Annotated in this window: 12 protein-coding genes; 7 read left to right on the plus strand and 5 right to left on the minus strand. The window is 60.0% G+C overall.

Annotation, left to right across the window (positions count from 1 at the left end; translation table 11 throughout):
• Window positions 1–12: 12 nt before the first annotated feature.
• Together QD461_RS19185 and QD461_RS19190 are read right to left on the minus strand one after the other, a co-directional pair.
• Window positions 13–750, minus strand: a complete 738-nt coding sequence (locus QD461_RS19185) for a helix-turn-helix transcriptional regulator (protein ID WP_414089181.1) — start codon at window positions 748–750, stop codon at window positions 13–15.
• 326 nt (window positions 751–1,076) lie between these two features.
• On the minus strand, window positions 1,077–1,880 hold the full coding sequence (locus QD461_RS19190) for an IclR family transcriptional regulator (RefSeq protein ID WP_414089282.1): 804 nt from the start codon (window positions 1,878–1,880) through the stop codon (window positions 1,077–1,079).
• A 134-nt stretch (window positions 1,881–2,014) separates the two neighbouring features.
• Here QD461_RS19190 and QD461_RS19195 point away from each other — a divergent pair, with 134 nt between their 5' ends.
• The 5 genes from QD461_RS19195 (at window position 2,015) to QD461_RS19215 (ending at window position 6,251) form a co-directional block, all read left to right on the plus strand.
• Window positions 2,015–2,785: an SDR family NAD(P)-dependent oxidoreductase gene (locus QD461_RS19195; protein ID WP_414089182.1), complete on the plus strand. Its 771-nt coding sequence runs from the start codon at window positions 2,015–2,017 to the stop codon at window positions 2,783–2,785.
• Window positions 2,786–2,807: 22 nt separating this feature from the next.
• Window positions 2,808–3,740: a 2-dehydro-3-deoxygalactonokinase gene (locus QD461_RS19200; RefSeq protein WP_414089183.1), complete on the plus strand. Its 933-nt coding sequence runs from the start codon at window positions 2,808–2,810 to the stop codon at window positions 3,738–3,740.
• Complete coding sequence (locus QD461_RS19205) at window positions 3,740–4,375, plus strand: 2-dehydro-3-deoxy-6-phosphogalactonate aldolase (protein WP_414089184.1); 636 nt, start codon at window positions 3,740–3,742, stop codon at window positions 4,373–4,375. The genes QD461_RS19200 and QD461_RS19205 overlap by 1 nt, the downstream gene beginning before the upstream one ends.
• Window positions 4,376–4,378: 3 nt before the next feature.
• Window positions 4,379–5,269, plus strand: coding sequence for an SMP-30/gluconolactonase/LRE family protein (locus tag QD461_RS19210; protein WP_414089185.1), 891 nt, complete (start codon window positions 4,379–4,381; stop codon window positions 5,267–5,269).
• Between the two features lie 349 nt (window positions 5,270–5,618).
• Window positions 5,619–6,251: a PRC-barrel domain-containing protein gene (locus QD461_RS19215; RefSeq protein WP_414089186.1), complete on the plus strand. Its 633-nt coding sequence runs from the start codon at window positions 5,619–5,621 to the stop codon at window positions 6,249–6,251.
• Between the two features lie 71 nt (window positions 6,252–6,322).
• On the opposite strand, the gene QD461_RS19220 is transcribed toward QD461_RS19215, so the two are convergent.
• Window positions 6,323–7,678: a putative bifunctional diguanylate cyclase/phosphodiesterase gene (locus QD461_RS19220; RefSeq protein ID WP_184700798.1), complete on the minus strand. Its 1,356-nt coding sequence runs from the start codon at window positions 7,676–7,678 to the stop codon at window positions 6,323–6,325.
• A gap of 126 nt (window positions 7,679–7,804) precedes the next feature.
• Complete coding sequence (locus QD461_RS19225; protein WP_414089187.1) at window positions 7,805–9,544, minus strand: response regulator; 1,740 nt, start codon at window positions 9,542–9,544, stop codon at window positions 7,805–7,807.
• Between the two features lie 339 nt (window positions 9,545–9,883).
• Between QD461_RS19225 and mutL the strand changes: the two genes are divergently transcribed.
• Window positions 9,884–11,728: a DNA mismatch repair endonuclease MutL gene (gene mutL, locus QD461_RS19230; protein ID WP_414089188.1), complete on the plus strand. Its 1,845-nt coding sequence runs from the start codon at window positions 9,884–9,886 to the stop codon at window positions 11,726–11,728.
• A 149-nt stretch (window positions 11,729–11,877) separates the two neighbouring features.
• Window positions 11,878–12,108, plus strand: a complete 231-nt coding sequence (locus tag QD461_RS19235) for a DUF2093 domain-containing protein (RefSeq protein WP_184700792.1) — start codon at window positions 11,878–11,880, stop codon at window positions 12,106–12,108.
• A gap of 32 nt (window positions 12,109–12,140) precedes the next feature.
• Here the strand turns inward: QD461_RS19235 and lpxK are convergent, their stop codons facing one another.
• Complete coding sequence (lpxK, locus tag QD461_RS19240; RefSeq protein WP_414089189.1) at window positions 12,141–13,190, minus strand: tetraacyldisaccharide 4'-kinase; 1,050 nt, start codon at window positions 13,188–13,190, stop codon at window positions 12,141–12,143.
• Between the last annotated feature and the right edge of the window lie 12 nt (window positions 13,191–13,202).

The raw sequence follows: 13,202 nt of genomic DNA on the forward strand, positions 1-13,202 counted from the left end.
AGCCCGCGATCGCTACTTGATCAATCCCACCCGCAAAGCCTTGGCAACGGCTTGCGTGCGGTTGACGGTGTCGAGCTTCTTGGTTGCCCGATTGAGGTAATGATTGACCGTATGTTCCGAGAGCGACAGGATTTCTGCAATCTCGGCGCTGGTCTTGCCTGCCGCTGTCCAGTTCAGGCAATCGATTTCGCGGTCCGTGAGCGCATCGACGACACGCACATCCATGCTGCGGATTTCCGCGAGCCGATCAAAAACGTGAATTGCTATATAGTAGAGATCCTTGATTTCCTCGGGCGTAAAAGGCTCCCGGTCGCTGGCGAGCGATACCGCACCACGAAGACCGGAGACGTCGTGGGTCGGCAGATAGACGAAGCGCGTCATGCGAAACCGCTCGAACAGAGCGACGACGAACTGGGATTTACTCTCCTCGCGGTTCGGTGTGGCGGCGACATCATAGACAAAAGGCAGAGTCGTACGACGCATGCGCTGCAGCACGGGACTGGTCTGTAGCAATCCCTCTTGATCGTAAATCGAAAGAAGTTCGGCCGGCCAATTGTTGATCACCGAATTGCTCTGCAGGTCGAAGGAGGTGATGGGCGGAAGGTTGACGATCATGAACGCCCGGCAGCGATAGACCTCCGTCAACCCCTTCATGAAGCGAAACACATCGAATTGTGTTTTCAGCCTGCCGATTTCCTCAATGAAATCCTCGCCACGAGGAGATGCGCCCGCCTGCATCAATGCTGCCATTATTAGTCTTCTTTATGTAAAAGAGGGAAGAATAGGCAATTTCCGTCGCTCTCTCCCTCGGCGTCATCGTACCAGCCCCGGATAACCGGCGCTTGCGCAAATATATACTTTATAGAATTTCCCTTACGTCAATGTTCATTACTATTATATCTGCCCGCCATCTCGCCAAATCCTCTATGACTCGTCAATCATTAGAGGATAATGGCAGTTCTTACGCACATCTCAACAATCAAATTCAGGTTTAAGACGCAATTCAGCTAAGATCTTGCACGAATAACGATAAATTAACCGAATTTAAGTGACAGCCGTATCAAACCGGCACAGTCTTAGCGCTTCGGACCCATTCGGTTGCGCATATCGTCCATGATAGAATCGGCCGTCGCCACCACCAGTGGCGCCCATTCCTGCAGCTTGGCTGAGGTAACGCGATAGGCCGGACCGGTTACGGAAACGCCGGCCAGCATGTGATCGCCATGCGGACAGATTGGCGCGGCAACACAGCATATGCCGCTCTCATGCTCTTCTCGATCGAATGCATAGCCCCTCACCCTTATATCGCGGATATCCGCGAGCAATTCGGTGGCGCTACGTAAGGTATGCTCGGTATAGGGCAGAAATTCGAGACCAGCGATCCGCTCGGCGAGCGCGGCATCGTCGAGCGCGGACAGGGCCGCCTTGCCGACGCCTGTGCAATAGGCCGGGGACGCGTTGCCGATCTGCGAATACATGCGCACGGACTGCCGCCCCTCGACCTTATCGAGATAGATGACTTCCACCCCGCGCAACACGCCGAGGTGTACGGTTTCGCCGGTGACCTCCTGCAAGCCTCGCAGATGTGGTTCGGCAACGGCGCGAAACTCGTTGCTGGCCCAGCTGCGCGAGGCCAATTTCAAAAGCCTGATGCCAATGAGGTAGCGGCCATCGCGATCGACCTCCAACAGCCCTTCCTCGACGAGATGCGACAATTGGCGATGCAGAGTACCGCGTGGCTGATCGGTGAGCGAAAGGATATCGGTAAAGCGCATCGGAGCGTCTGCAAGCGCAACGAGATCAAGCAGCGCAACCAGCTTGCCGAGCGTGCCGGTTTCTCGTTCGCGGCGGCTATCGCCCTTCTCGCGGTCGGAACTCAGCTTCGTAGCCTTTCATTTGTCGCCCGCGCTGCGCGGGGCATCCTTGACATAGTCAAAGTGTAATTGGATAATTCCACATAGTCAAATTTTGTTCCAAATAATGGAACTTCACCACGAACAGAGGAGGAAATATCTTGGCTGGCACGCACGCACAATTTCCCGATCTGAAAGATCGTACCGTGCTAATCACCGGTGGCGGCACCGGCATCGGCGCGGCACTTGTGGAAGGCTTCGCCCGACAAGGCGCAAAAGTCGCCTTCATTGATATTGCCGAAGAGCCGAGCAAAGCGCTTGCCACGAAACTCTCGGCCCAGCCGGGGCATGCCGTTTCCTTCTATCATGCCGATTTGCGCGATATCGGCCAGATCAAGAATACGGTCGCTGCGATCGAGTCCGATCTCGGAGCCATCCGCGTGCTCGTCAACAACGCGGCATGGGATGACCGGCAGGATATCGACACGACGACCGAGGACTATTGGGACAACAGTCAGTCGATCAACCTCAAACAGGTCTTCTTCGTGTCGCAGGCGGCCGCACCCGGCATGCGGGCGGCCGGCGGTGGAGCGATCGTCAATTTCTCCTCCATAGTCTTCAAGATGAACCCGCCGACACTTTCCTCCTATGCGGCCGCGAAATCGGGGATCATCGGACTGACGAAGAGCTTTGCGGGTCGGTTCGGCCCGGAAAATATCCGCGTCAACGCCGTCCTGCCCGGCATGATCGTGACGGATCGACAGCTCGAACTCTGGCTGACGGAGGATGGCATGGCCAAAACCGTCGACCGACAGTGCCTCAAGCGGGTGCTGAAGGCCGAGGATCTCGTAGGCCCGGTACTTTTCCTTGCATCCGACTGCTCGGGCGCGATGACGGGACAATCCGTAATCGTCGACGGCGGCATTTTCTAGTGAAAGATTTGGAGCATTTCCTATGACAAAACCCGCATTCATCGCGGTGGATTGGGGCACCAGCAGTTTCCGACTGTGGCTGATCGGCGAAGACGGCAGCATTCTGGCGGAACGCAGAAGCGGCGAAGGCATGACGACGGCCGCCCAGACCGGCTTTGCCAAGGTCTTGCAGGCGCATTTGGACGCCATCTCCGCCCCCTCGGATATTCCGGTCATCGTCTGCGGCATGGCCGGCGCGCGCCAGGGCTGGGTGGAAGCAGGCTACATCGACACGCCGACATCGCTTGCCGCCATTCTCACGGGCGCGGTTGCCGTTCCCGGCGAGGCGCGTGACGTTCGCATCCTGCCGGGCCTTGCGCAGCGAGCCAAGGAAGCCCCCGATGTGATGCGCGGCGAAGAAACGCAATTGCTCGGCGCGATTGCCGCCGATGCGAAGGGCGAGCAGATCGTCTGCATGCCGGGAACTCATTCGAAATGGGTGCGCGTGGTCAATGGCCGTGTGACGGGCTTCTCCACCTTCATGACGGGAGAGCTTTTCGACGTCATCACCAAGCACAGCATCCTCTCCCATGCCGTGGCCGGCGCGGCCGACATGCCCGTCGATGCCAAGGCCTTCGATACCGCGCTGAAGGCAGCCTATGAAAAGCCGCAGCTCGCCACCAATCTGCTGTTCACCGCCCGCTCGGGCCAGTTGCTGCACGGCACGACGACCGCCGGCGCGCAGGCACTGATCTCCGGTACCTTGATCGGCGCGGAGATCGCGGGCGCGCTGTCATCCGCCGGACAGGGAGCGACCATCACCCTCGTCGCCTCCGGTCGGTTGCAGGCACTCTACGAGGATGCGTTCCGCAGCCTGTCTCTCACCTACCAGACCATAGATGCCGATGCCGCCGTCCGCCGGGGGCTCTCCGCCGCCGCCGAAGCCATCTGGTTCAACAAGGAAAGCAAAAGCTGATGACCACCCGTATCGCCTTCCCGCCCATGAAGCGCCCGCTGATTGCCATTCTTCGCGGCATCAAGCCGGAGGAAACGGCCGAGATCGTCGGCGCCCTGATCGAGACCGGATTCAGCGCCATCGAGATTCCGCTCAATTCGCCGGAGCCTTTCCGCTCGATCGAGATCGCGGCGAAGATGGCGCCTGCCGATTGCCTGATCGGAGCCGGTACTGTTCTCACGGTCGAAGACGTGGACAGGCTGGATGGCGCCGGCGGCAAGCTGCTGGTGACACCGAATGTCGAGCCTGCGGTGATCAGCCTCGCCCGCGACAAGGGCATGGTGACGATGCCTGGTGTCTTCACCGCCACCGAGGCGCTTTCGGCGGCCCGCGCTGGTGCTACCGGCCTGAAATTCTTTCCCGCAGGCGTGCTCGGCGCTTCCGGCATTACAGCCATCCGTGCCGTGCTGCCGCCCGAGCTCGTTATCGCCGCAGTGGGTGGTGTTTCGGACAGGAATTTCTCCGATTACACCAAGGCCGGCATCCTGGCTTTCGGGCTCGGGACCAGCCTCTACAAGCCTGGAATGACGGCAGCAGAGGTTGCCGAACGCGCCAAGACGACCATTTACGCCTATGACGCCGCCATAGGAGCCTGACCAATGACCGATATCCATGATTTTCAGGGAAATATTCTCTGCAACACCTCGTCCGTCCTGGGAGAAGGCCCGACCTACGATCCCGATACGGACACCGTCTGGTGGTTCAATATCCTTGGCAAGGAGCTGCATGAACTGCACCTGCCGACCGGTAGGAAGCAGGTTCACGCGTTGCCGATGATGGCGAGCGTGCTTGCCCGCGTCGATGCCGAGCGGCAGATGATCGCCACCGAAGAAGGTCTGTTCCTTCGCGATATCGCGAGCGGCGAGTTGAGCTTCTACACGGCGATCGAAGCCGACAAGCCGGAGAACCGTTCCAACGACGGCCGAACGCACATTTCCGGATCGCTCTGGATCGGCACCATGGGCAAGCGCGCGGAATTGCAGGCAGGCGCCATCTATCACGTGGCGGCCGGCGGCAAAGTTACCAAGATCTTCGATCAGATCAGCATTCCGAACTCGATCTGCTTTTCGCCCGACGGCACCATCGGCTATTTCACCGATACCCGTGTCAGCCAGCTTATGCGGGTTCTGGTCGACCCCGAAACCGGGCTTCCGGCAGGCGAGCCGATCGTCATGGTCGACAGCATGGAGGATCCGGGCGGCTTGGACGGCTCGGTCTGCGACGCAGACGGCTATATCTGGAACGCCCGCTGGGGTTCCGGCTTCGTTGACAAGTATAGCCCGGACGGCCTGCGCATCGAACGCTATCGCGTGCCCGCCATGCAGCCCTCCTGCCCGGCCTTCATCGGCAAGAACGCCGACCGGTTGGCGGTGACGACCGCATGGGAAGGGCTCGATGACGAGGCCCGGTCCATGCAGCCACAGGCCGGCGCGCTTCTCGAGCTTGGCCCGACGGTCCGTGGCGTTTTCGATCCGCTATACAAGCTTTGATTGAAACATGCCTTCGCGTCAGTTCACGCGAAGGCCACTCTTGCGACGTCGCTTACGCTACGGCGATCTGCCCAAATCTTGCAAGAGTGAGCGTGACCATTTTTCGACACAGCCGCGACCTTCAAATCTCAGCCTTGCATTATGAGGCCAACCATTTGTTTTTTCACAAAATTACTGCAATCTACGGCTTCGAAGACCCGACTTTCTGCAACTTTTGACGGAACCAATGCTTCTCTGAGCCATTAGCCTTACGACCGGTACGATGATGGTCAGTAAGCAAGAAGCCCACTCGCACTGGTATGCATGCGTTCCATTAGGCATGCCCATCAGAATGAAAGGTAGGTTCACGATGACTGGGAAACTTTTCACTTCCGTTGCTGCGGGCGCGATCTTTGCAGCTGCATCCGTTCTGTCGCCAATGGCTTTCGCCCAGGCACAGCAGCCTTCGAACGGCGGGACAGATAATGGTGGCGGCAACGCGCCGCTGACCCAAACCGCTCCAGCGACCCCCGGCGCAGCAAAGACGAACAATGCGATGCCGCAGACCAAGGCGCAGGCTCCAGCTCCTTCGACGAGTACCGAGCGGGCGGGCGGTTATCTGACCACGCAGTCCGCGGATCAGATCAGTGCCAAGACCTATATGGGCCAGTCGGTCTATAATGGTCAGAATGAAAGTATCGGCAGCATCAACGACCTGATCTTGCAGAAGCAGGGCGGCGTTGTCGCCGCAGTGGTCGGCGTCGGCGGCTTCCTCGGCATGGGCCAGAAAAATGTCGCCGTCCCCTTCATCAAGATCAGCGCCACCCAGAACGCGCAGGATGGTACGATCAAGCTGACGACGACAGAAACGGCCAATGCGCTGAAATCGGCACCTGAGTTCAAGACGCTTGCAATGCAGGCTTCGGATAGGGCGGCAAGTTCGGCCGGAACGTCGACCATGCCGGCAACCGACAGCACGACAACGTCTTCGACCAGCAAGTAACGGGATCGATCTCAACCAAAAGCGAAGCGGCGACCCTCGTGGGCCGCCGCTTTCATTTGGCACTTATAGCTTCAAGCGATCTCGCGCTCACTACCCTGTTCGAAGTAATGGGTTTGCAGATAGCGAAGCGTCGCGGCGCTGTCGGCGGGCTTGCCGAAGTAATAGCCCTGCCCCATGGCGCAGCCGAGCGCCCTTAACTTCGCAGCCTCGGCATTTTCCTCGATACCTTCGGCGACCACACGCAGTTCCAGCCCCTCGCACATGGCAAGCACTGCCTTGATGATATGTTCCGACGCCCGGTCGGAATTCATGCGGGAGACGAAAGCGCGATCGATCTTTACCTTGTCGAAAATGAATTCACGCAGGCGCCCAAGGCTCGACTGGCCGGTGCCGAAATCGTCGAGTGAAATACGAACTCCGGCCGCGCGAAGATCGGCGATGATCCGATGGGCAGTGTCGGCCGAACTCATCACGGCGGTTTCGGTGATTTCGAGCTCAAGCCGATGGGGGTCGAGACCAACGCGGGCGAGAATGGCCAGCACGCTGCTGCTGGTGCCCGGATCCATCAATTGCGCCGAGGAGAGATTGAAGGACAGGAAGAGGTCACGCGGCCAGGAGAGAGCGGCTTCGGCAGCCTTGCGCAGCAGCGTCTCCGACAGTGCGTCGATGAAGCCGCGCTCTTCGGCAAGCGGCACGAAGACGGCGGGAGAAACGAAGCCGAGATCGGGATCGTTCCAACGGGCAAGCGCCTCGAAGCCTAGAACCATATTGTTGGCGAGCGAAACGATCGGCTGGAAATGCACGTCGATGGCATCGGAAATGATGGCATTTCGCAGGGCCTGCTCGAGCTGGGTCGCCCGCTTCATTTCCTGGGCGATTTCGCGAGAATAGACGGTGATCTGGCCGCGACCGCGGCGCTTGGAGCGATAGAGCGCAGTTTCGGCGTTCTTCAGGAGATCGTCGAATTCCTCCCCTCCGAAGGGATGGATGGCGAAACCGAAGGAGGCGGACAGACGGACATTGCGATCACCGAGATCATAGGGCGCCGACAGGACCTCGCGGATCATCTGCCCGAATTTCTCGGCACCGACCCGTTCGAAGACCAGAGGCAGGACGAAAGCGAACTCGTCTCCATCGTGGCGCGTCACCGCCGCGCCATCCGGAATGCAGGCCCTCAGGCGATGGGCGACCTGGCAGAGGATTTCATCGCCGGCCTCGACGCCAAACAGATCGTTGATCGGCTTGAAGGAATCCAGATTGACGATGCCGATGGTGAAGGGCGCGGGATCGCTGGCGCGCTCAAGCGAAAGCTGGCGCGTGCGTTCGCGCATGCGATGACGATTGCCCAATCCCGTCAGCGGATCGGTATAAGCTACAGCCTGCGATTCCTGACTGACTGGCCCAGACAGCATTTCAGCCGATTTCATATTAGGTTCCGATGTTTTCTCCACCCTGGACGAAGCATGAAGGCGAAGTCTTAACAAAGGATAGCGAGACGACAACCAATCGATACCAACGATAACTTGCCGTCGGATGTGGTATCATTGTAACATTTACCTGCTCTGAACCTTACGAGCAGAGCGCATATACTTCTGAAATACCGTTTCGATAATGTCCGGACTGACCGGCTTCAGAACGACATCATCCATACCGGCGTCTGCACACTCCTTACGATCGCGCTCGAATGCCTGCGTCAGCACGCCGATGATCGGCGTATGCGAGCCGCTGCCTTTTTCCGCGCCGCGGATCAGCCTTGCGGCCTCGAAACCGTTTAAGCCCGGCAGCGTTATATCCATCAGGATAAGTTCGGGACGATGTTCCTGCCACAGCCGCACGGCATCGTCGCCGCTGGCCGCGATGGCGTGGCTGTATCCAAGGCCTTCAAGGATCTGCGCAAAGACGATCTGATTGATGTCATTGTCTTCGGCAACCACGACCTGCACCCGGCGCTCCTCGCCCACGTCCCCTCGCCGCCATTCCGGCGCCGGCCCAGATTGCGTGGCGTCTCCGGCAAGCGCGCCGCGAATATTGCGATTGAAGTGGCGGGCAATGAGGAATGTCAGTTCGGTGGCAAGCTGCGATCCATCCAGCGAAAGAACCGCCACGTTCTGCCGCTCGGCCAGCTCGATGCCTCGCTTACCCAGCTGATTGTCGACGATGACGAGATCGATCTTGACGCCATGCGCACTCGCCACGTCCAGAAATGCCGCCTCTTCGTTCTCGTCGTGCACGACGCAGGCTTCGAAGCCATAGGCGCCGAGCGTCTTAAGCGCAGCCGTCTCTGCTGCAAAATCGGCTGTCACGACAAGCACCTTTCGGCCGCTGAAACTTTCAGGCGCGAAGGTCTCCATGGCAGCCGGCCGGCGCGAAACGGCCTGCAGCGCTGCCATCGGAACATAGGCGCGGCGATAGGATTGGTCGCTGTTCTCCCGGATATGCGACGCAAGCGCGAATTCGTCGAAATCACTTCCGTCCTTCGGCAGATCCTGCATGGTGCCGACGAGGAAATAGCGGCCGGGCTTGCCGATGCGCTGCTTGCGGGTGACAATGTCGCGCTGGACGCCATCGCGTGCAATCTGGCGCTGACGCGAAATCGACATTTCGCCGGTCTCGATGACGTGCCGGTCGCTCTCGTCAAAGCGATTGGCAAGATCGGTGGAGAAGAGATCGATGCCCTTTCGCCCGCGAACCTCGTCGGCCGCCGTCTGATATTTGTCGCAGAACGCCCTGTTGACAGCGACATAGACCATGTTCTGGTCCTTGACGAAGAGCGGAAACGGCAGGCCGTCGAGAATATCCTCGGTGAGCTGCACACGCTCCATATCGATGCGCCATTGCTCTTCGCGCTTCTTCATTTCGGAGACGTCGGAGAGAATGCAGAAACCGATACCGGATGACAGCCGCCGATTAATGATGCGGACACGGCGATCGTCGACAAAATGTTCCGTCGTCTCTGATCGCTCACGCCAATGCGAGGCGATGCGTTGCGAAATCCAGCCGTCGCGATTGGCCGCCGATTTGCTGGGGCCAGCCTGACAGAGCACGCCTGTGTCGAAGACGGCGCCGAGAAAATCGCGCAGACGGGTGCAGGATCGCAGAAATTCAGGCTGGATTGGAAAGAAATTCAGAACCTGGCGGCTGGCGAACAGCAGAAGATCATTCTTGTCGTAGGCGAAGAAAGCGCTGGAAAGCCCGTCGCAAAACGCATCAAAAAACATCGAGTGCAGGTTGCTGCCGGAAGGCGGATCTTCCGTCATCATTGCCAAAGCTGCCTTCTCAATCTCGGCAGTCATTCGTTCTATTCCTACACTCTACCAGTTTCACAACATGACAAATCGACAGGGCGGCGCCCGCTCTGCAGGTAAACTTATGAAAATATCATGCTGGCCTGGGCACTTGAAGCAGATGGAACCATGGCTCATGGAAGTTGACGGCCACCAACCTGCCGTCAAGAGCCCTCAGCGTGCACGAGGCGCGCCATCTGCAGTCATTTCAAGTTCTTGCTCGGCAACCTGTCATCATTCCCTTAAACATTGATTAAACCCCTCGGCAAGGCATGGAAACGGGTGGAAGAGACTGGGCAAATCGCCTTTCCTCTTTCCTCTCCGCCGCGAATCCACGAGAATGCAGCAATGGCCATCAAGCAACTCTCCGAAACCCTGATCAACCAGATTGCCGCAGGCGAAGTCATCGAGCGCCCGGCGAGCGCCGCAAAGGAATTGATCGAGAATGCGCTGGACGCCGGTGCGACGCGCATCGAGATCGCGACGGCCGGTGGCGGCAAAGCATTGCTGCGGGTCAGCGACAACGGCTCCGGCATGGAAGAGGCGGATCTGGAGCTTGCGGTCCGCCGCCACTGCACCTCGAAAATCTCCGATACGCTCGAGGATATCCGCACGCTCGGCTTCCGCGGCGAGGCCCTGCCCTCCATCGCTTCCGTCGCCAAGCTATCGATCGCCAGCCGTAGAACGGGTGCAGCAGGCGGTGCGGAGATCGCCGTTGCCGGCGGCAAGGTGCTGCATCTGCGCCCGGCTGCGGCCAATCCCGGCACGATCGTCGAGGTGCGCGACCTCTTCTTCGCCACGCCAGCCCGCCTGAAGTTCCTGAAGACGGAGAAGGCGGAAGCGGCAGCCATCACCGAAATCGTCAAGCGCATGGCAATCGCGTTTCCCCGGGTGCGCTTCGTTCTCTCGGGCAGCGACCGCTCGACGCTTGAATTCGCGGCGACCGGCAACGACCATCTCGCCCGCATGGCCCAGATCCTCGGGGCCGAGTTCAAGGACAACGCCATCGCCCTCGATGCCGTGCGCGAGGATGTAAGCCTCACCGGTTTTGCCGGGGTGCCGACGTTCAATCGCGGCAACTCGGCGCATCAATATGCTTTCGTCAACGGCAGGCCGGTGCAGGACAAACTGATCCTCTCGGCGATCCGCGGCGCCTATGCGGAAACCATTCCTTCCGGACGTTACCCCGTTGCCGTCTTGTCGCTGACGCTCGACCCGGCGCTAGTCGACGTCAACGTGCATCCGGCGAAATCCGACGTGCGTTTCCGCGATCCCGGCCTCGTTCGCGGCCTGATCGTCGGCGCCGTGCGCGAGGCGCTGGCGCGGGAGGGCGATCGCGCCGCGACGACGGGAGCGGACGGCATGTTGCGCGCCTTCAGTGCCGGTCGCTCGGGCTTTCAGCCTGCGTGGCGGCCATCGCCGCCGGCCCCGCCCTGGACGCCGGAGACCTCACCAACGCGCCCTTATGCCAGCGGCTATGAAAGAGCGGCGTCATCTAATGGATATGGTTTTACCGAGAGGCCGCAGGCTAGCTTTGACGGGCTTGCAACACCCACCGCACGGGCAGAGGCGCCGCCGCCGATGGAACCAGTGCGGGCGGAGGAGCCTTCTCGTTTTCCGCTCGGTGCCGCGCGCGCGCAGCTGCACGAAAACTACATCGTCGCCCAGACCGATAGTGGTCTTGTGATCGTCGACCAGCACGCCGCGCATGAGCGGCTGGTCTTCGAAGCGATGCGCAAGGCCCTGCACTCGAAGCGGCTGTCCTCTCAGGTGCTGTTGATCCCCGAAATCATCGATCTTCCCGAGGAAGATTGTGATCGGCTGATGGCGTTTGCGGAGGAACTTGGCGAACTCGGCCTTACCGTCGAACGCTTCGGCCCCGGTGCGGTCGCGGTTCGGGAGACACCAGCCATGCTCGGTGAAGTCGACGCACAGGGCCTGATCCGGCAACTGGCCGACGAGATCGCCGAGTGGGATACGGCGTCCGGCTTGGCCGCCAAACTCGAATACGTCGCCGCGACCATGGCGTGCCACGGTTCTGTGCGTTCGGGACGGCGGTTGCGGCCGGAGGAGATGAACGCTTTGCTGCGCCAGATGGAGGCGACGCCGGGTTCCGGACAGTGCAATCACGGCCGGCCAACCTATATAGAGCTGAAACTGTCGGACATAGAGCGGCTCTTCGGACGTAGCTAGAGACGCCTGAGTTCGATAGGATTAGGATGTTTTCCTAGTCGAGGTGCTACGGATGGAAACCCGCCAGGCGCTTTTCCTGGAAATGCTCTGGAAAAGAGCCGTCCATCGCGGTATGGCAAACAGGTGACAGAGATCAAGGACAGCAGGATATGAATCTTTTCGAGGGACACGGAAACCGCGAGGCGAAAATTCGCTATCTTGACGGCGATTTCCAGATCCTGATGCCGGGTTCCCACGTCATCTGCGCCATGACCGGTCAACGCATTGCGCTGGACGAGCTTCGCTATTGGAGCGTCGCCCGCCAGGAGCCCTATGCCGACGTGATTTCCTCGCTTGAAGCCGAAAAACGCGCCGGCGCTCTTCCCAATCAGAAGCGCTGACTTCTCCTCCGCTTCGCGTATCGCGACATGCTTTAGCCAGACCTGACGCTGCTTCCTTCCCGCAGACGGCGCTCGCGAGCGGCTGCAATCGCCTTGTCGATGATCATGCTCGGCGCCTGCGGATCTTCGAAGACCATGTCGATCTCGATGACCCTGCAACGCCCGAGCAACTCATCCGCACGGCCGTGATGGCCCATCAGGCGAACGTAATCCTTTGATGTGGTGACAATCTCCAAGCCTTCGCGGGAGGCGAGATCGAGAATATCCGACACATCATCCTCACCTGGATGCTCATGGTCCCCGAAGGTGCGGGTGGCCGCGATATTTGCCCCGAGCGTCTCGACTGTGCGAAAGAACTTGCTGGGGTCGGCGATGCCGGCGAAGGCAAGAACATTCCGGCCGCGCAAGTCCTCCTGGCCACGAACCTTGACTGCAGCCGTGAAGAACGGCTTTCCGGCACGGGCGGCAAGGCGAACGACGCGATCGGCCGCGCTGCCATCCCCAACCTTCAATATGCCGGAGGCGTAGAGGAGCTGCGTGCGCAGCGGCGCCCGCACCGGGCCTGCCGGAACAAGATAACCGTTGCCGATGCCCCTGCCAGCGTCGATGACGACAAGGGCATAATCGATGGCGAGATGCGCGCTCTGGAAACCGTCATCCATGATGATGAGATCGGCACCTTCGCGCACGAGCCGCTCGGCGCCCTCAGCACGGCGGCGCGCAATGACCGTCAACGCCTCGCGGGCCAGCAGAAGCGGTTCGTCACCGACGGCTGTCGCATGATGATGCGCAGGATCGACGACGGTCGTAACATCGAGCGAGCCGCCGTAGCCGCGGCTCAGGAAGCCCGGCGTCAGGCCCTTGGCCTTCGCAGCCTTGGCAAGCGCAAGCGCCGTAGGTGTCTTCCCCGCCCCGCCGACGGTGAAATTACCGATGCAGATGACCGGCGCGCGCGCGGAGGCACGGTGGGCATGCACCATTCGATGCCCGGCGATGCGGCCATAAAGGAAGGAAAAGGGCGAGAGCCCCCACGCACGCCAATCCGGTTTTCGCCACCAGAAGGGTGGTGCTTCCGATACCATATTCTATTCCAG

Origin of the sequence: Rhizobium sp. BR 314 (assembly GCF_047445805.1) — a bacterium.
Classification (GTDB): domain Bacteria; phylum Pseudomonadota; class Alphaproteobacteria; order Rhizobiales; family Rhizobiaceae; genus Rhizobium; species Rhizobium lusitanum_B.

Bases quoted from the DNA above. Each gene is read 5' to 3' on its own strand.
- QD461_RS19210 (WP_414089185.1), top strand. From the start codon at position 4,379: ATGACCGATATCCATGATTTTCAGGGAAATATTCTCTGCAACACCTCG.
- QD461_RS19205 (WP_414089184.1), top strand. From the start codon at position 3,740: ATGACCACCCGTATCGCCTTCCCGCCCATGAAGCGCCCGCTGATTGCC.
- QD461_RS19200 (WP_414089183.1), top strand. From the start codon at position 2,808: ATGACAAAACCCGCATTCATCGCGGTGGATTGGGGCACCAGCAGTTTC.
- QD461_RS19215 (WP_414089186.1), top strand. From the start codon at position 5,619: ATGACTGGGAAACTTTTCACTTCCGTTGCTGCGGGCGCGATCTTTGCA.
- QD461_RS19220 (WP_184700798.1), bottom strand. From the start codon at position 7,678: ATGAAATCGGCTGAAATGCTGTCTGGGCCAGTCAGTCAGGAATCGCAG.
- lpxK (WP_414089189.1), bottom strand. From the start codon at position 13,190: ATGGTATCGGAAGCACCACCCTTCTGGTGGCGAAAACCGGATTGGCGT.
- QD461_RS19235 (WP_184700792.1), top strand. From the start codon at position 11,878: ATGAATCTTTTCGAGGGACACGGAAACCGCGAGGCGAAAATTCGCTAT.
- QD461_RS19225 (WP_414089187.1), bottom strand. From the start codon at position 9,544: ATGACTGCCGAGATTGAGAAGGCAGCTTTGGCAATGATGACGGAAGAT.
- QD461_RS19185 (WP_414089181.1), bottom strand. From the start codon at position 750: ATGGCAGCATTGATGCAGGCGGGCGCATCTCCTCGTGGCGAGGATTTC.
- mutL (WP_414089188.1), top strand. From the start codon at position 9,884: ATGGCCATCAAGCAACTCTCCGAAACCCTGATCAACCAGATTGCCGCA.